At 60.9% G+C, this 15,553-nt stretch carries 17 protein-coding genes; 6 read left to right on the top strand and 11 right to left on the bottom strand.

Translation table 11 applies throughout. The features are described from left to right. Positions 1-6: 6 nt before the first annotated feature. The 9 genes from glgA to HBO41_RS11000 form a co-directional block, all read right to left on the bottom strand. Positions 7-1,563, bottom strand: coding sequence for a glycogen synthase GlgA (gene glgA / locus HBO41_RS11040; RefSeq protein ID WP_169986213.1), 1,557 nt, complete (start codon positions 1,561-1,563; stop codon positions 7-9). Positions 1,564-2,166: 603 nt separating this feature from the next. Then, on the bottom strand, positions 2,167-3,117 hold the full coding sequence (locus tag HBO41_RS11035) for a D-2-hydroxyacid dehydrogenase family protein (RefSeq protein ID WP_169986212.1): 951 nt from the start codon (positions 3,115-3,117) through the stop codon (positions 2,167-2,169). 26 nt (positions 3,118-3,143) lie between these two features. Then, complete coding sequence (locus tag HBO41_RS11030) at positions 3,144-4,160, bottom strand: alpha/beta fold hydrolase (protein ID WP_099549670.1); 1,017 nt, start codon at positions 4,158-4,160, stop codon at positions 3,144-3,146. 44 nt (positions 4,161-4,204) lie between these two features. Then, positions 4,205-4,648, bottom strand: a complete 444-nt coding sequence (locus HBO41_RS11025) for a YqaA family protein (protein ID WP_017138910.1) — start codon at positions 4,646-4,648, stop codon at positions 4,205-4,207. Positions 4,649-4,651: 3 nt separating this feature from the next. Then, the gene (locus HBO41_RS11020) at positions 4,652-5,098 is read right to left on the bottom strand and encodes a DUF411 domain-containing protein (RefSeq protein WP_169986211.1); all 447 of its coding nucleotides are present in this window, start codon (positions 5,096-5,098) and stop codon (positions 4,652-4,654) included. Between the two features lie 112 nt (positions 5,099-5,210). Next, on the bottom strand, positions 5,211-5,669 hold the full coding sequence (locus HBO41_RS11015; RefSeq protein ID WP_017138908.1) for an SRPBCC family protein: 459 nt from the start codon (positions 5,667-5,669) through the stop codon (positions 5,211-5,213). A gap of 90 nt (positions 5,670-5,759) precedes the next feature. Then, the gene (locus tag HBO41_RS11010; RefSeq protein ID WP_099549673.1) at positions 5,760-7,754 is read right to left on the bottom strand and encodes a methyl-accepting chemotaxis protein; all 1,995 of its coding nucleotides are present in this window, start codon (positions 7,752-7,754) and stop codon (positions 5,760-5,762) included. A 161-nt stretch (positions 7,755-7,915) separates the two neighbouring features. Next, a complete protein-coding gene (locus HBO41_RS11005) occupies positions 7,916-8,812 on the bottom strand; it encodes a calcium-binding protein (RefSeq protein ID WP_262380279.1) in 897 nt (298 codons plus the stop codon). 324 nt (positions 8,813-9,136) lie between these two features. Further along, complete coding sequence (locus HBO41_RS11000) at positions 9,137-10,048, bottom strand: AraC family transcriptional regulator (protein ID WP_169986210.1); 912 nt, start codon at positions 10,046-10,048, stop codon at positions 9,137-9,139. A 102-nt stretch (positions 10,049-10,150) separates the two neighbouring features. Here HBO41_RS11000 and HBO41_RS10995 point away from each other — a divergent pair, with 102 nt between their 5' ends. Genes HBO41_RS10995 through HBO41_RS10975 form a run of 5 tightly spaced genes read left to right on the top strand, consistent with a single transcriptional unit; the run spans position 10,151 to position 14,554 of the window. Next, a complete protein-coding gene (locus HBO41_RS10995; RefSeq protein ID WP_099549676.1) occupies positions 10,151-10,711 on the top strand; it encodes a carboxymuconolactone decarboxylase family protein in 561 nt (186 codons plus the stop codon). Between the two features lie 37 nt (positions 10,712-10,748). Then, positions 10,749-11,810, top strand: coding sequence for an acyl-CoA dehydrogenase family protein (locus HBO41_RS10990; protein WP_169986208.1), 1,062 nt, complete (start codon positions 10,749-10,751; stop codon positions 11,808-11,810). Beyond that, positions 11,807-12,610, top strand: a complete 804-nt coding sequence (locus HBO41_RS10985; RefSeq protein WP_099549678.1) for an ABC transporter ATP-binding protein — start codon at positions 11,807-11,809, stop codon at positions 12,608-12,610. The genes HBO41_RS10990 and HBO41_RS10985 overlap by 4 nt, the downstream gene beginning before the upstream one ends. Beyond that, positions 12,597-13,796 carry an ABC transporter substrate-binding protein gene (locus HBO41_RS10980; RefSeq protein ID WP_099549679.1) on the top strand — a complete coding sequence of 400 codons (1,200 nt, stop codon included), beginning with the start codon at positions 12,597-12,599 and terminating at the stop codon, positions 13,794-13,796. Before HBO41_RS10985 ends, HBO41_RS10980 begins: the two co-directional genes overlap by 14 nt. After that, positions 13,793-14,554: an ABC transporter permease gene (locus tag HBO41_RS10975; RefSeq protein WP_099549680.1), complete on the top strand. Its 762-nt coding sequence runs from the start codon at positions 13,793-13,795 to the stop codon at positions 14,552-14,554. Before HBO41_RS10980 ends, HBO41_RS10975 begins: the two co-directional genes overlap by 4 nt. Positions 14,555-14,601: 47 nt before the next feature. On the opposite strand, the gene HBO41_RS10970 is transcribed toward HBO41_RS10975, so the two are convergent. After that, positions 14,602-14,745 (bottom strand): hypothetical protein, encoded by a 144-nt coding sequence (locus HBO41_RS10970; RefSeq protein ID WP_169986206.1) that lies wholly within the window; start codon positions 14,743-14,745, stop codon positions 14,602-14,604. A 172-nt stretch (positions 14,746-14,917) separates the two neighbouring features. Here HBO41_RS10970 and HBO41_RS10965 point away from each other — a divergent pair, with 172 nt between their 5' ends. Further along, a complete protein-coding gene (locus tag HBO41_RS10965) occupies positions 14,918-15,112 on the top strand; it encodes a hypothetical protein (protein ID WP_017138898.1) in 195 nt (64 codons plus the stop codon). 27 nt (positions 15,113-15,139) lie between these two features. On the opposite strand, the gene HBO41_RS10960 is transcribed toward HBO41_RS10965, so the two are convergent. Continuing rightward, positions 15,140-15,517 (bottom strand): fe2+ zn2+ uptake regulation protein, encoded by a 378-nt coding sequence (locus HBO41_RS10960; protein ID WP_099549681.1) that lies wholly within the window; start codon positions 15,515-15,517, stop codon positions 15,140-15,142. Positions 15,518-15,553 lie beyond the last annotated feature (36 nt).

Raw genomic sequence — 15,553 nt, 5'->3', positions numbered from 1 at the left:
AAAAAATTACTTCGTGGGTTTCCCCAGGGCCTTGGCCACCAGTTGCTCGTAAAGCTCGGCGTAGGGTTCCACCGCCTGGCACCAGTTGAACGGTTGGGTCATGGAGCGGCTGCGCATGGCGTTAAGCAGGCCTTTATTGGCAAACACCCTGAACGCGCGGCTCAGTGCTTCTTTATAGCTCTCGACAGTGGACTCATTGAACAGGAAGCCGGTGACGCCATTTTCGATGGTGTCCGCCAAGCCGCCGGTATTGCGCGCCACCGGCAGCGAGCCGAAACGCTGGGCGTACATCTGGCTCAAGCCACACGGCTCATAGCGCGAGGGCATCAGCAGGAAATCGCTGCCGGCGAACATGCGCCGTGCATCGGTTTCGTTGAAGCCGATGCGCACCCCGACCTGGCCAGGAAAGCGCAGGGCGAGTTCGCGCATGGCGTGTTCTTCCTCCGGCTCGCCACGGCCGATGATGGCGATCTGGCCACCGTTCTCGACAATAAAGCTGCTGACCGCTTCGGTCAGGTCCAGGCCTTTTTGGTACACCAGCCGTGATACCACCGCGAACAGCGGGCCGCTGGACTCGTGCAGGCCGAACAGTTCGCGCACATGGGCGGCGTTCACCGCCTTGCCTTCCCAGTCGCCAATATTGAAGTTATGGGTCAGATGCGTGTCGGTGGAGGTTTCCCAGCTTTCGTCGATGCCATTGGGAATCCCGCTGAGCAGGCCTTGCTGGGTCTTGCTGGCGAGGAAGCCGTCGAGGCCACAGCCGAATTCCGGGGTGGTGATTTCCTGGGCGTAGGTCGCACTCACGGTGGTGATATGGCTGGAATACGCCATGCCCGCCTTGAGGAACGACATCTTGCCGTAGAACTCCATGCCTTCCTGTTGCAGGGCATGGGGTGGAATGCCCAATTCCGGGGTCGACGCCAGGCTGACCACCCCCTGGTAGGCGAGGTTATGAATGGTGAACAGCGTGGGGGTGCGCGACCCACGCCAGTGCATATAAGCCGGCGCCAGGCCAGCCGGCCAGTCATGGGCGTGCACCAGGTCCGGGCACCAGTGGATCTGCGCCAGGTTGGCGGCCATGTCGGCGGCGGCCAGGCCCAGGCGAGCGAAGCGGATATGGTTGTCCGGCCAGTCGCGGCCGTTGTTGGCGCCGTAGGGCGTGCCTTCACGTTCGTAGAGCTCGGGGCAGATCAGCACATAGATGACCAGGCCATCCTTGAGGTCCATGCGCCCGATCTTGCACGGCGGCAGCGCTGCGTGCCCGCCCAGCTCGCCAATGATATGGATCGGGTTGTCACTTTCCATTACCTGCGGGTAGCCCGGGATCAACACGCGCACATCATGCAGGTGCGCCATGGCGCGGGGCAGGGCAGCGGAGACGTCGCCCAGGCCGCCGGTTTTCACCAGGTCGGCGAATTCGGACGTCACAAACAGGACTTTCTTACGATTAGGGTTCTGACTCACGATCGGCCGCACAGTGTTGGGCAGGTCGGCCAACGAAGTCGGTCCCCCTGCCGGCTGACTAAAACGCTCTCCCTGAGTATCGACTGCAGCACTGATCATAGTTCTCTCCTACATGTTTGGTCGGCTGATGGCCCGCTGCCATCGGCTCCGATTGGCCACATCCTGCGGCCAGGCGCACAAGCACAGTACAAGCTGGCAAGGCGTATGCCAGTTGCACCCATTGCGAAAAAAGAGTGGATGGACGGGCGTTCGGCTGAAGCGCCTGCGCTCGTCTCCCTTAAAAACTTGACCTGCGACAGAGTTGTAAAGTTTCGATTTTTTGCGGGGTTTTTGTTTTGAAACGGACCCATCGGTCATCAGTCTAGGACAGATCCCAGAGACTGTACGGTTTCTAGGGGTTTTTTGTAGGACAAAAAACTTGTAACGATATGCACCGTTCGGAACTTGCGGTGATTCTGGGAGAACGGCGGGTAATTGAAGTGAAAAGAGCTGGTGTGGCGAGCAGGCTTGTTGTGGCGAGCAGGCTTGCCCTGCGTTGGGCTGCGCAGCAGCCCCATAATGAGCACACCCGGCCTATATGATGCACCGATTGGGCGATTTGGGAGCGCTGCGCGCTCCAACGCAGGGCAAGCCTGCTCGCCACAACAAGCTTGCATGCCACAACAAGCCTGCATGGCAAGACAAGCTTGCTTGCGATACCGCTTATAGGCTGCGAATCGGCGTGCCGCTGGCCCAGGCCTGAATGTCCTCGATCATCTGCTGATAAAACTGCCGATAATTCTGTTCACTCACATACCCGACGTGGGGCGTGGCCAACACATTCGGCAAGCGCCGGAAGGGATGATCAACCGGTAGTGGCTCTTCACTATACACATCCAATGCGGCCCCCGCCAGTCGCCCGGCCGATAACGCCTCGATCAGCGCCTGCTCATCCACAATCGGCCCACGTGAGGTATTGACCAGGCGCGCACTCGGTTTCATCCAACCCAGCGCCTGCGTATCCACCAGGCCGCGACTGCGCTCACTGAGTACCAGATGCACGCTCAGAATATCCGCCTGTTCGAACAACTCACGCTTGCTGACCCAGCTCACACCCGCCTCTGCGGCCCGCTCCGGCGTAAGGTTCTCGCTCCAGGCAATCACGCGCATGCCAAATGCCTGGCCAAACTGCGCAACCTTCTGGCCGATGCTGCCCAGTCCGAGAACCCCCAGGGTTTTGCCATACAGATCGCCACCCAGCCCGACCTGCCAGCCGCCGGCGCGCAGTGAGTTGGCTTCGGCCAGCAGGTTGCGGGTCGAGGCCATGATCAGCGCCCAGGTTAACTCCGGCGCCGCCTGCTTGTAGCTGTCGGTGCCGCACACCTGGATGCCCAGGGCTTTAGCCGCGGCAATGTCGATGGCCGCGTTGCGCATGCCGCCGGTCACCAGCAGTTTCAGCTTGGGCAGGCTTTGCAACAGGGCCTGATCGAAGGTCGAGCGCTCGCGCATCAGGCAAATCACGTCGAACCCCTGCAAACGTTCAACCATCGTGGCGGTATCGGCGGGGTAATCGTGCAGAAAATGCACCTGGCCCACCGCCGCCAATGCCGACCAATCCACCACACCACTGGCCACATTCTGCCAATCATCAATGACTGCGATCTGTACCGACATTCAGAAGTGCCTCGAAAAAGGTTGGATTAAAGGGCGTTTAACCCCTGTAACAGTGCCTTATGAAACTGCGCCGGTTCTTCCATCTGCGGTGCGTGGCCCAGGCCCGGGAACTCCACCAGGGTCGCATGGGGGATCAGCTTGGCCACCTGCTTGCCCAGCACGTCGTAGTGACCGAGCCTGGCCTTGACCGCCGGCGGCGCGATATCACTGCCAATGGCGGTGGTGTCGGACGTGCCGATCAACAGCAGCGTGGGCATCTGCAAATCCTTGAACTCGTAGTACACCGGCTGGGTGAAGATCATGTCGTAAATCAGCGCCGAGTTCCATGCGACCTGGGTATGGCCCGGTCCATTATTGAGGCCGGCAAGCATGTCGACCCAACGTTCGTATTCCGGCTTCCAGCGCCCGACGTAGTAAGTGTTGAGTTCATACTGGCGAATGCCTTCGGCGCTGAGTTTCAACTCGCGCTCATACCACTGGTCGACGCTGCGATACGGTACGCCCAAGGCTTTCCAGTCTTCCAGGCCGATGGGATTGACCAGTGCCAACTGCTCGGTTTGTTGCGGATACAGCAGTGCATAACGGGTGGCGAGCATGCCGCCGGTGGAATGGCCGATGAGGGTGGCCTTCTGAATGCCGAGTTTCTCCAGCAGTTGGTGGGTGTTGATCGCCAGTTGCTGGAAGCTGTACTGGTAGTGGTCCGGTTTGCTGGAGGTGCAAAACCCGATCTGGTCCGGCGCGATCACACGGTAACCCGCTTCGCTCAAGGCCTTGATCGAATCTTCCCAAGTGGCGCCGCAAAAGTTCTTGCCGTGCATCAACACCACGCTGCGGCCATTGGCACGGCCCTTGGCGGGCACGTCCATATAACCCATGTGCAGGGTTTTGCCTTGGGACTGGAAACTGAAATGTTCGACCGGGTGAGGGTATTGAAAGCCTTGCAGCTCGGGGCCATAGGTAGTGGCAAGGGGAGCAGCGGCGAGGGCGGGAGCGGCGCTCGCCGTGAGCAGGCCGGTGATGCAAAAGGCGCGGATTAGCGACATGAACAGGGCTCCGGAAGGAATGCCCGGATGCTGTTGCGAGGGGATTAAGTGGGGATTAACACCCAGTGCAGGGTCAGCGCCGCCAGCACGCCATAACGCAGGCTCTTGGCCAGCGTGACCAACAGCAAAAACCGCCACAGCGGTTCGCGCATTACCCCAGCGACCAAGGTCAGCGGGTCACCGATGATCGGCACCCAACTGAGCAATAACGTCCAGTGCCCCCAGCGTTCGTAATGGCGACTGGCCTTGTCGAGTTGCTTTGCGCTGACCGGAAACCAGCGGCGATCCTTGAAGTGTTCAACCCAGCGGCCCAGCCACCAATTGACCACCGACCCCAGGACATTGCCCACCGTCGCAATACCCAGCAGCAGCCACAGGCTGTAGTGGCCGCTGAGCAATAAGCCAACCAGCACGGCTTCCGATTGCAGTGGTAACAAGGTTGCTGCGCCAAAGGCGGCAAAAAACAGCCCCAGGTAACCGGCGAGCATTAATCAGTGGGCCGGGTAGTCAGCCACCACCACATCCTGACCGTCGCGCGTCAGGCCGATGACCTGGTAGGCCTCGCGGCGGTCACCCATTTCCATACCGGGCGAGCCCATGGGCATGCCGGGCGCGGCAATGCCTAGCAGATCATCGCGTTCGCGCAGTGCCAGCACCTGCTCGGCGGGCACATGGCCTTCGACGAACTTGCCGTCGATCACGGCGGTATGGCACGAGCCCAGGCGCGGCGCTACGCCCAGGCGCTGCTTGACGGCGCTCATATCGGCTTCGACATGGTCATTAACCTTGAAACCGTTGGTTTCAAGGTGACTGATCCATTTTTTGCAGCAACCGCAGTTGGCATCGCGGTGCACGTCGATTGGGATCAGGTCGGCCGCCTGGGCCAGTGTGGTGGTGAACAGGGCGCAAAGTAGGGCCAGTCGCAGGGGGTTTTTCATGTGGGGCTCGTGGGCAAGAGGACGGCGTCGGGATTTTGCGGCGATCATGACGACGTCATCGCAGGCAAGCCAGCTCCCACAGGGTGAGAGGGGTGGCAGTAATGTTTCTAAATTATACGAAAGCCGCGTTTTCAAGGCGGTGCTTGAGTTGGTCCAGCGCAATGGTCGACAGGTCGATCATGCGCGCGTGCAAGGTGGCCAATTGCAATTCGGTTTCGTAGGTGAGCACCCGTTTGAACAGCGTGCCGCCACGGTGGGGTTGCAGGAAGTAGTGAATCGAACCGTCTACCGCGAGGGAGGTGAACACGGTCTTGAATTCACTGGGGCGGCGGGCGATTTGTACGCGATAGCTCATGGGGACGCGCACGCCCAGCAGGTCGATGATTTCGGTAAAGCGCGTGCCGGCCGGCAGTGAGCCGGTGGTGCCGGTGTCGGCACTCAGGGAGGTGGGGTGCCACTCGTGCCAGCGATCCGGCTGGGTCACATAGTCGTAGATGACCTCGATTGGCGCCTGGATAAAGCGTTCCTGACTGATCCGCTCCAAGCGGGCCGAATGCTCAGCTGCATGCATGACACACCTCCTGTGTGGCGAGAGTTTGTCCTGAGAACTGTCAGAATAGTCCCACTCCCGCGCATTGCACGGGAGTGTCTCAGTCTTTTATCAGCGCACCTTGAAGCGGCCCATCAATGCAATGACCCGGCCATTGGCATCCAACAGGCTCTGAGTGTTGGTTTGGGTGGCGTGGCCACTTTCTACCAACTCATCGACCATCTGTCGGATCTGCACCATGCTGCGGTTGATCTCCTCGGTCACCGCGCTTTGCTGCTCGGCCGCCGTGGCGATCTGGGTGCTGAGGTTATTGATATGGCTGACGGAACCGGCCATCTCATCCAGCCCGGTGTTCACCCGTGCCGTGGCATCCGCCGCCGACTGGCAACTGGCCTGGGTGTTTTCCATGGCCGCCACCGACGAACTCACGCCGGTGGTCAGGCGCGCGAGCATCTCGTTGATCTGCGAGGTGCTGGCCTGGGTCCGTGCCGCCAGCGCCCGTACTTCATCGGCCACCACCGCAAAACCACGGCCTTGCTCGCCAGCCCGCGCTGCTTCAATGGCTGCGTTAAGGGCCAGCAGGTTGGTCTGGCCGGCAATCGCGCCGATCACGCCGAGGGTTTCGGTGATGCGTGCAGCGTCCTGGCGCATGGCCTCCACGGTGTGGGTGGCGCTGGCGACTTCGCCGATCAAGGCGCTGACACTGGTGGACGCTTCGCCCACCACCACGCGGGAGCGGTCGGCATGCTCGTTGGCGCGCTGGGTGAACGAGGCGGTTTCCGCCGCGTTTTGCGCCACGGTGTCGGCAGTCGAGCTCATTTGCGTGATGGCGGTAACGGTCTGGTCGGTCTCCGAGGCGTGGCGCACCAGGATCTGGTTGGTGTGGGCCGATGTCTGCTGCAGTTGCGCCAGGCTCGACGACATGGCGCCCGTGGCCTGGGTCACTTCACCAATCATGTTCTGCAGGTAGACGATAAAGTGGTTGACCGAATGGCCGATCGCGCCCAGTTCGTCTTCGGCGCGAATGGTGATGCGCCGCGTCAGATCGGCGTCGCCGGCTGACAAGGCATCGATATTGGTCTTCAACGACTTCATGCGCTGCACCAGTTGGCGGATCGCAAAAGCGGCCAGCAGCACCAGCAGCAACACCATGGGGATTTGTATCAGGGCCAGGCTGCCGAGCACGTCATCGCGTTGGGCGGTGATCAACGAGGTGGGCAGGGCGGTGGCGAGGAACCACGGCGTGCCCTCGATCGGGCGCAGGTAGAAGGTGCTGGCCACGCCCTGGTTGTCGAACTCGTTACGCACAAGCCCTTGGTCACGATGGGCCAGGGCTTGACTCACCTGGGCGGCAAACGCCGAGGTGCCAGCCAGTTCGCTGATGTTCTTCAACACCACCGGGCCGCTGATGCGCGAACTGTTGCTGATGATCTTGCCGTCGCCTTCAACGATCAGCATCTGGCCGCCGATGTCTTTTTCCTTGCTGGCCACCAGCTCATTGAAGAACCCCAGGGTTACGTCAATGGTGGCCACGCCATAGGCTGCGCCATCGCGCTGAATGGCCATGGCACAGTTGGTGCGTGGCTCCTGGCTGGCGTCGTCCTTGTAGGCGGCGGCCCAGGCGCACTGGCCGCGCGGCGAGGCGAGGCCGCCTTTGTACCAGCTCTGGTCGTAGTAGTTGGGCGCAGCGTCGCTGTTCCAGAACGTGTTGACCGCCAGTTTGCCCGACGCATCACGGTGCCAGAAGGTGCTGAACTTGTTGCGCCCTGGGGCGCGCTGGTTGGGCAGTGGCCAGATACCGCCGCCGAAGACTTTCAGCTCGCCATACTGGTCCACCAGGCCGGGCAGCACCTTGTCGATGGCATCGCTGTCGAGCAGGGGAATGGTTTGGGTGATGCTGCGTTGTTGGGCTTGAACCTTGTTCAGTTCGCCCTGGATGCGCTCAGCCACTTCGGCGACGCGGTTGAGCACCACCTGTTCTTCGGTATGGCGCAGCGTGGGGGCCACCAACTGGCCGATACCGACAACGGTCAACACCAATATCAGCAGGACGAACAGCACCAGAAACAAGGTGTAGCGGGTTTGGATGGAGCGCAGAGGGGGCATGGGATCGTCCTTACGAAGCGTTATTATCGACGCGGCTTTGTTAGAGCTTCGTAGGGCTATCGGCTTGGAGAGAAGGAGCTTTAGGTACGATGGTGCAAAGTGAGTGGGCAACGGTGACCTTGCAGGTGTTCGCCATTGCAAGGTCACCCCTTGAGCTGACCTTATTGGCCAGTGGTGCTCGGTTTCACCTCAGTGAAAGCCGAGCCTTGCGTGGTGTCGAAGTGATCATTGGCGCCAGCGAAAATACGGTCCTTGCTCCGATTATTCCGAATGCGGTCATTACCTTCGCCGGTGAAGAACGACGTACGGTCATGCCCCACCAATTGGTCGTCGCCGCCTTCTCCGTGCAGGTAGTTGTCCCCACTCCCACCCAAGAGCGTGTCGTCGCCGGGGCCACCATTGAGAAGGTTCCATTTATGCGCGCTGCTGAACCCGGCCTGGAGGTGGTCGTCGCCAGCCTCGCCGAACAGAATGGTAGGGCCGCTGCCGCCGTACAGCCTGTCGTTGCCGTCGCCACCTTGTGCAACGCCAAAGCCACTGCCCAAGCGCAGCGTATCGTTGCCGTCTTGCCCAAGGAGTCCGGTCGGGCCTGCGCCGGCCTGGAGTCTGTCGTCGCCATCACCCCCCTCGATTAACACGTAATGCTTGACGTCATCCTCGACGATAACTGTGTCATTACCGCCATTGGTCTTGATCAACAGGTTGTTGTTCAAGCTTTGTTGGGGTGGGATATCGACCACATACGACTGTCCGTTGACGATGAACTGCAACTTGTCACCTGGCCAGCTGCGCACGCGAATGATGTCGTCGTCGTTACCGGTTTCCACCTTAAGTTGATTGGCAACAATCTTAGGTTTACCGGGGTACGCCGTGCTCCAGGTGATTTCGCGGCTAAAGGTCACATCGCCTTTTTGGAGCAGTATGTGTGTCCTGACGTCGCGCGCGCCCGGTGACAGGTCGGCGGGTGGATCATAGGGTGAAGGTTTGGGCTTGACCGGCTCGACGCTTGGCACAAGGTGACGCGCGGTTGCTGGGGCGTGAGCGTAGGGAGAGAGCATGGTGATGTCCTTCTCGATAACCAAGGTATAAACCTGACAGCAGGTCAGGGCTCCTCTTACGTGGGCGATCGATGCAAGAGCGTTCCTGGCAACCGCGCAGAGCTTGCGACTGGATATGTCGTTCGTCCGGTGATGATCGGCCGTAGAGGGTCAGACCAGGTAGCGCTTGCGCAAAGGCCGGTCCATTTCACGACTGGAGGTATAAACAGGAAGCCTCTCTCATCGCCTAAAACGGTCGGATCGCAATACACCACTGCCGCGTCGGCACGTGAGCCGGGCCTGTTGTGTGGTGCGTTTTCACGCAATTTCCGGCTTTCCTGGTTGCTAATTCCGCCATTGACCTTTGCGATAAGCCCCAGGCTGCTGGCCCGTGGTCCTGTAGAACGCCCGAGTAAACGCTGCCACCGACTGATAACCCACCGCCAGTGACACATCGGCCACGGTCATGTCTTCTTTGAACAGGCGGCAGGCATGGCGCATGCGCATCATCAACAGCACCTGCCCCGGCGATTGCCCGCACAGCTCGCTGAAACGCTTGAAAAATGCCGAGCGCGACAAACCGGTGCAGGCTGCCATGCTTTCCAGGGTCCATGGGTCTGCCGGTCGGGCGATCAATTGCTCGAGCAACTCGGCGAATGCCGGTTGTCGGCCCAGTGCCGCCAGACCGCCCAGTTCGCTGTTATCGATGACTTGCTGACGCAGCACATACAGAAACAATAAATGGCACAAACGCTCGAGCAATGCCGAGGAGGGCGCCGGGACGCGCTCGCACTCTTGCAGGATCAATTCGAACAGATTACGCGCGGCAGTAAGCGATGGGTCGCCGGCGCGCAGGATGATCCAGGCGGGCAAGCCGTCGACGATCATCGCCGACAAACCGGAATGGAAGTGAAAAAAACCGCAGACCAGGCCGACGCCATCTTCGGCGTTGCTGTCCAGCGCCAGCATCGGTCGGCGCGGGCATTCCTGCGCTGCCGCGGCCGTGGCCTCGCCAGACAGCCGATACTCGAGGTCACGCAGCAGAAACACCGCATCACCATTATTCAGGTGATGGGGAAGGGGTTCGCCGTCAATATGCAACCAGCATTGGCCCTGCACAATCAGGTGGAAACTCGCGCTGGCCAGCCCATGGGTGCTGGCATGCCACGCGCCGCAATAGCGGCCGACATGGAACAGGCTGGTGTTGAGTTCGAGGCTGTCTAATAACCAATCAACGAGCGCACTGGACGAATTCATCTAACGGAAAGACTCTAGAGCAAGTAATCGCTACTTTAGCCTATTGAGGCGTTTTTTTATAACCAACAGACTTAGGCGATGAACCCATCAGGAGACCACTCCATGTCCCGTGTACCGTTGCTCACCCCCGAAACCGCTCCGGAAGCGGCCAAGCCCTTCCTGGAAAATGCCCTCAAAGGCTCGGGTTTCATTCCCAACCTGCTCGCCGTGTTGGCCAATGCACCGGCGGCGCTGGAAACCTACATCACCGTGTCCGGGCTCAACGCCAAGTCTGAGCTGAGCCTGGCCGACCGCGAAGTGGTGCAGCTGATTGCCGCCACCACCCACGGCTGCGATTTCTGCGTGGCCGGCCATACCGCCGTGGCGCGCAATAAAGCCAAGCTGCCCGAAGACGTGATTGACGCCCTGCGCCAGCGCGGTGAATTGCCCAACGCCCGTTATGAGACACTCGCCGCGTTCACCCGCGAAGTGATCGCCACCCGTGGCGATGTCAGCGACGCGGGTTTTGAAGCGTTCCGCGCCGCCGGTTATACCGAGGGCCAGGCGCTGGAAGTTATTTTGGGCGTCAGCCTGGCAACCCTGTGCAACTTCGCTAACGTGTTTGCCCGTACCCCGCTGAACCCGGAGCTGGCGCAATACCGTTGGGAAAAACCGGCAAGCTGAATCGGCGATGGTCCACCTGCTGTAAAAGGAGAAACGAATGCTTGACCCTATCTTGAGCCGTTGGCTCGATGTTCAAGCGCAGGCCCTGGATGTGGGCAGTTGCGATCCACAGGAAGTGCTGCCAAGGCTGGCAGAGTCGAATGTATTAAGCATTGGCGTGCCCAAGGCGCTGGGCGGCTTGGGCGGTGATGTGACCGGCGCGGTGGAAGCCATTGCCAACGTGGCCAGCCATTCCCTGGCGGCGGCGTTTGTGTGTTGGGGCCAGCGCTCTTTTATCGAATATTTGTTGCAGAGCCCGAATGAGCGGCTGCGCGAGCAACTGTTGCCGGACCTGCTCAGCGGCAAGCTGGCCGGGGCGACCGGGCTGTCGAACGCGATGAAATTTTTGTCCGGCATCGAGACCCTGCAAATCAGCGCGGAGCCGACCGAGGACGGGTGGACCCTCAACGGCCGCCTGCACTGGGTGACCAACCTGCGCAAGAACGGTTTTGTTGCGGCGGCGGCGATTGAGCATGCCGGCGGCGGCGCGCCGTTTATCCTGGCCATCCCGGATTCGGTCGCAGGGCTGCAGCGTTCGCGTGACCTGGAACTGATGGGCCTGCAATCGAGCAATACCGCGGCCCTGGGCCTGGAAGGCGTGGAGCTGAGCCGCGACTGGTTGCTGCATGAAGATGCACGCAAGTTTCTGCCGGCCGTACGCCCGGCGTTCCTGGGTTTGCAGTGCGGCATGTCCATTGGCCTGGCGAGGCGCTCACTGGCGGAAGTGGCCAACCATTTGGGCTCCTCACGCACGGTGTTGCGTGACGAGTTGGAAGCCTTGCGAGCGACCCTCGATCACCTGGTCACAGAACTCAAAGGCGGCCTGTTGGCCGGTCGTTTTGCCGTCGAGCCGGTGCCCTTGTTCAAACTGCGCATCGCCCTGGCCGAAACCGCCGCCAGCGCGGTGCAGCTGGAACTGCAAGCCAGTGGTGGCAAGGCCTACCTCACAGCCCATGGCAGTGGCTTTGCACGGCGCTGGCGCGAGTCGGCCTTTGTGCCGATCGTGACGCCAAGCCTGGTGCAGCTGCGCACCGAGCTGCACCGTCAGGCCAACCTATGAGTCAGGCGGTACTGAGCGCCGAGGGTATTTGCCTGGGCTATGCCAGTGGGCCGGTGTTGCAAGGGTTTGATTTGCAGCTGCAGCCGGGCGAAGTGGTGTCGATTCTCGGCCCCAGCGGCGTGGGTAAATCCAGCCTGTTGCGCGTGCTGGCCGGTTTGCAGGCGCCCCAGGGCGGTAGCGTGCAGGTGCTGGGCGAGCCGCTGGCCGGGCCGCATCCACGGGTGGCAGTGGCGTTTCAAGACCCTAGCCTGTTGCCCTGGCTGAACCTGGAAAAGAACGTCGCCTTTGGCCTGGATTTCGCCCGTCAGCCGCACTTGAGCCCTGAGCAGCGCCGCCAGCGCGTCGACCACGCCATTGCGGCGGTCGGCCTGGAACATGCGCGCCAGCAGTTTCCAGCGCAGTTGTCCGGCGGCATGGCCCAGCGCACCGCGTTGGCCCGTTGCCTGGCCCGCCAGCCGCAGGTGTTGCTGCTGGATGAGCCGTTCGGCGCGCTGGATGAAGTTACCCGCGCCGACATGCAGCACCTGCTGCTCAAGGTCAACCGCGAGCAGGGTTCGGCCGCGGTATTGATCACCCACGACATCGACGAAGCGCTGCTGTTGTCCGACCGCATCCTGCTACTGGGCAACCGCCCGGCGCGGACCTTGGGCGAATGGCACATCGATTTGCCGCAACCGCGCGAAGAGCAGGTTGAAGCCATCGGCGCGTTGCGTATCGAGATTCTGAAAACCTTACGGCAGGCGAGCCGCCCTCAACCCAACCCCATTGATCAACAGGAGTTTTCACATGTGTCTGGATGACCTTACGCACTCGCGCCGTGACTTTCTCAAACTCTCGGCGGTGCTCAGTGCCGCCGGTGCCTTGCCGCTGCTCAGCAGCCTGCAAGCCCGCGCCGCCAGCGAGCCGGACGCGCCGGTACGCATCGGCTATTTGCCGATCACCGACGCCACGCCCTTGCTGGTGGCGCATAACAACGGTTTGTTCGAGGCCGAAGGCATCAAGGCCGAGCGCCCGGTGCTGTTGCGCAGTTGGGCGCAGGTGATCGAGGCGTTTATTTCCGGGCAGGTCAACGTGATTCACTTGCTGTCGCCGATGACGGTATGGGCGCGCTACGGTAGCAAGGTGCCGGCCAAAGTCGTGGCCTGGAACCATGTCGGCGGTTCGGGCCTGACGGTTTCGCCGGGCATTACCGAGGTGAAGCAATTGGGCGGCAAGTCGGTGGCGATTCCGTTCTGGTACTCGATCCACAACGTAGTGGTGCAGCAACTGTTCCGCGACAACGGCCTCACGCCAGTAGCGCGTGCCGCCGGCGCTGCGATTGCGGCCAATGAGGTCAACCTGATCGTGTTGCCGCCTTCGGATATGCCGCCGGCATTGGCGAGTAAACGCATTGACGGCTACATCGTCGCCGAGCCGTTCAACGCCCTGGCGGAAAACCTCAAGGTCGGCCGCGTGCAGCGCTTTACCGGCGATGTGTGGCGCAACCACGCCTGCTGCGTGGTGTTCATGCACGAGCATGACCTGACCAACCGCCCGGAGTGGTCGCAGAAGGTGGTCAATGCCATCGTCAAGGCGCAGGTGTGGACTCGCGAGAACCGCGAAGAGGCGGTGAAGCTGCTGTCCAAGGACGGCCCGAACCGCTATACACCGCACGCCGAGCCGGTGTTGAGCAAGGTGCTGGCCCCGGCCGCCGCCGACCGTGCCGCGTACCTGGCTGACGGCGCGATCCAGCATGCCAACTGGGACGAGCATCGCATCGACTTCCAGCCGTACCCATTTCCCAGCTACACCGAGGAATTGGTACGGCGCTTGAAGGAGACTTTGATCGAAGGCGACAAGAAATTCCTCGCTGACCTGGACCCAACGTTCGTGGCCAAGGACCTGGTGGACGACCGCTTCGTGCGCAATGCCATCGAGTCCGTGGGCGGCATGAAAACCTTCGGCTTGCCCGACGGTTACGAACGGCACGAGGAGATCGGCGTTTGAACAACGGCAGAATCCCTGGCTGGTGGCTGGGGCTGAGTGGTTTGGCCGGCTTGCTGTTGCTGTGGTGGTTGGGTGTGAAAGTGTTTGGCGATACCGGTGGCTTGTCGGCGCGCTTTTCGCTGGCGGCAACGGCAAGCAGCTTGTGGGAATTGCTCGGGCGCAGCGAGCTGTACCTGCACATCGCGGTGAGCCTGAAGCGCATATTCGTTGGGCTGTTTCTGGCGTTGTTGGTCGGTGTGCCGTTGGGGCTGCTGGTGGGCAGTTCGCGCAACCTGGAGGCCGCCACCACACCGGCGTTCCAGTTTCTGCGGATGATCTCGCCACTGTCCTGGATGCCCATTGTGGTGATGTTGATGGGGGTGGGTGACCAGCCGATTTACTTCCTGCTGGCGTTTGCGGCAGTGTGGCCGATCATGCTCAATACCGCCGCTGGCGTACGCCAGTTGGACCCGCGCTGGTTGCAACTGAGTAAAAGCCTCAGCGCCACGCGCTGGGAAACCCTGCGACGGGTGATCATTCCCGGCGTAGTCGGGCATGTGTTGACCGGCGTGCGCCTGGCCATTGGCATTTTGTGGATCGTGCTGGTGCCGTGCGAAATGCTTGGGGTGAGCGCGGGGCTGGGGTATTACATCCTCGACACGCGTGACCGCCTGGCGTATTCGGAGTTGATGGCGATGGTGGTGGTGATCGGCTTGCTGGGGTTTGCGCTGGATGCCTTTGCGCGCTGGCTATATCAACGTTGGGTGCACGCAGGCTGACTGCAGGCGTCTCGCTTTGCTCACTGCAAAGCGAGACGCGCGTGGTGTCAGCGGTGCTCGTAGCCACGGCCGCCATCGTAGCGATGGTCGTGGTCGTGCCAGCCGCCACCGCCGCCACGTGGGAAAAAGAAGCAGCCGCTCATGGTCAACATGATCAGCAATGGAATCAACAGTGTGATTCGACGGAGCATTTTCAAATCCTCTAAAGTACCGACAGGTTCAATCAGGTGCGGAACAAGCCAAAATTTCTCAGCGCCTGTAACATATGACCCTGCCGAACCGGTGCCATCCCCGTAACCGGGTATGTGCTTGGCATGCTCGGCGATACAAAGTGGATACATTCTTAAGCTTCAGGAACCCGTCATGACCCAAAAGCAACGTTTGAAATATTCGATTCTGATCGCCCTGACAGTACTGGCGTCGATGTTTGGCCTGTCTTATCTGCAAAACACCGGCGTGATCAGCGAAAAAACGTTCCAGTACCTGGCGATTGCGATTGCCGTCGTGGTAGTGGTGATCAACGGCATCATGCGTCGCAAGGTCAAGCCTCACTTCTGATGCCTGCTGGAGCGCCGGGCGAAAGCGTCAGGCGCGACTGTCGAGCACTTTGGCAGCCTCTGCATGGAGGCTGTAGCTTTTATCGGCATTGAGGGTGATCACGCCCTCGCTGCACAGGCGCTTGAGCACCTCGCGCACACTGAGAAACGACAACGGAATGCCCAGTTCCAGCAAATGGCTGTGCACGCCGCGCACGCCCAATGTGCGCTGGTTGTCGGCAGCAGTGAGGAGGGCGTCAATGACCTTCAGCCGGATCAGGCTGGTGCGCAAACCGAAGCACTTGAGCAAATGGCGGATACGCTGGTTGCCGTGCTCCGGCGCTTTGCCGAACGCTTGTGCGCCGCCGCCGTAATTGGCGTCGGCAGCCGGTGAATGTCCATCCATGGGCGGTTGCGGGTTGTACATGCAAAAAACTCCTTATCAGAGCCTGATCAGGAAAAT

Origin of the sequence: Pseudomonas sp. WS 5146 (genome assembly GCF_012985495.1) — a bacterium.
GTDB classification, from domain to species: domain Bacteria; phylum Pseudomonadota; class Gammaproteobacteria; order Pseudomonadales; family Pseudomonadaceae; genus Aquipseudomonas; species Aquipseudomonas edaphica.
The sequence above is the reverse complement of the archived record's forward strand: the minus strand, read 5'-3'. Positions and strand labels throughout refer to the sequence as shown.

Bases quoted from the DNA above. Each gene is read 5' to 3' on its own strand.
- glgA (WP_169986213.1), bottom strand. From the start codon at position 1,563: ATGATCAGTGCTGCAGTCGATACTCAGGGAGAGCGTTTTAGTCAGCCG.
- HBO41_RS11035 (WP_169986212.1), bottom strand. From the start codon at position 3,117: ATGTCGGTACAGATCGCAGTCATTGATGATTGGCAGAATGTGGCCAGT.
- HBO41_RS11030 (WP_099549670.1), bottom strand. From the start codon at position 4,160: ATGTCGCTAATCCGCGCCTTTTGCATCACCGGCCTGCTCACGGCGAGC.
- HBO41_RS11025 (WP_017138910.1), bottom strand. From the start codon at position 4,648: ATGCTCGCCGGTTACCTGGGGCTGTTTTTTGCCGCCTTTGGCGCAGCA.
- HBO41_RS11020 (WP_169986211.1), bottom strand. From the start codon at position 5,098: ATGAAAAACCCCCTGCGACTGGCCCTACTTTGCGCCCTGTTCACCACC.
- HBO41_RS11015 (WP_017138908.1), bottom strand. From the start codon at position 5,669: ATGCATGCAGCTGAGCATTCGGCCCGCTTGGAGCGGATCAGTCAGGAA.
- HBO41_RS11010 (WP_099549673.1), bottom strand. From the start codon at position 7,754: ATGCCCCCTCTGCGCTCCATCCAAACCCGCTACACCTTGTTTCTGGTG.
- HBO41_RS11005 (WP_262380279.1), bottom strand. From the start codon at position 8,812: ATGCTCTCTCCCTACGCTCACGCCCCAGCAACCGCGCGTCACCTTGTG.
- HBO41_RS11000 (WP_169986210.1), bottom strand. From the start codon at position 10,048: ATGAATTCGTCCAGTGCGCTCGTTGATTGGTTATTAGACAGCCTCGAA.
- HBO41_RS10995 (WP_099549676.1), top strand. From the start codon at position 10,151: ATGTCCCGTGTACCGTTGCTCACCCCCGAAACCGCTCCGGAAGCGGCC.
- HBO41_RS10990 (WP_169986208.1), top strand. From the start codon at position 10,749: ATGCTTGACCCTATCTTGAGCCGTTGGCTCGATGTTCAAGCGCAGGCC.
- HBO41_RS10985 (WP_099549678.1), top strand. From the start codon at position 11,807: ATGAGTCAGGCGGTACTGAGCGCCGAGGGTATTTGCCTGGGCTATGCC.
- HBO41_RS10980 (WP_099549679.1), top strand. From the start codon at position 12,597: ATGTGTCTGGATGACCTTACGCACTCGCGCCGTGACTTTCTCAAACTC.
- HBO41_RS10970 (WP_169986206.1), bottom strand. From the start codon at position 14,745: ATGCTCCGTCGAATCACACTGTTGATTCCATTGCTGATCATGTTGACC.
- HBO41_RS10965 (WP_017138898.1), top strand. From the start codon at position 14,918: ATGACCCAAAAGCAACGTTTGAAATATTCGATTCTGATCGCCCTGACA.
- HBO41_RS10960 (WP_099549681.1), bottom strand. From the start codon at position 15,517: ATGTACAACCCGCAACCGCCCATGGATGGACATTCACCGGCTGCCGAC.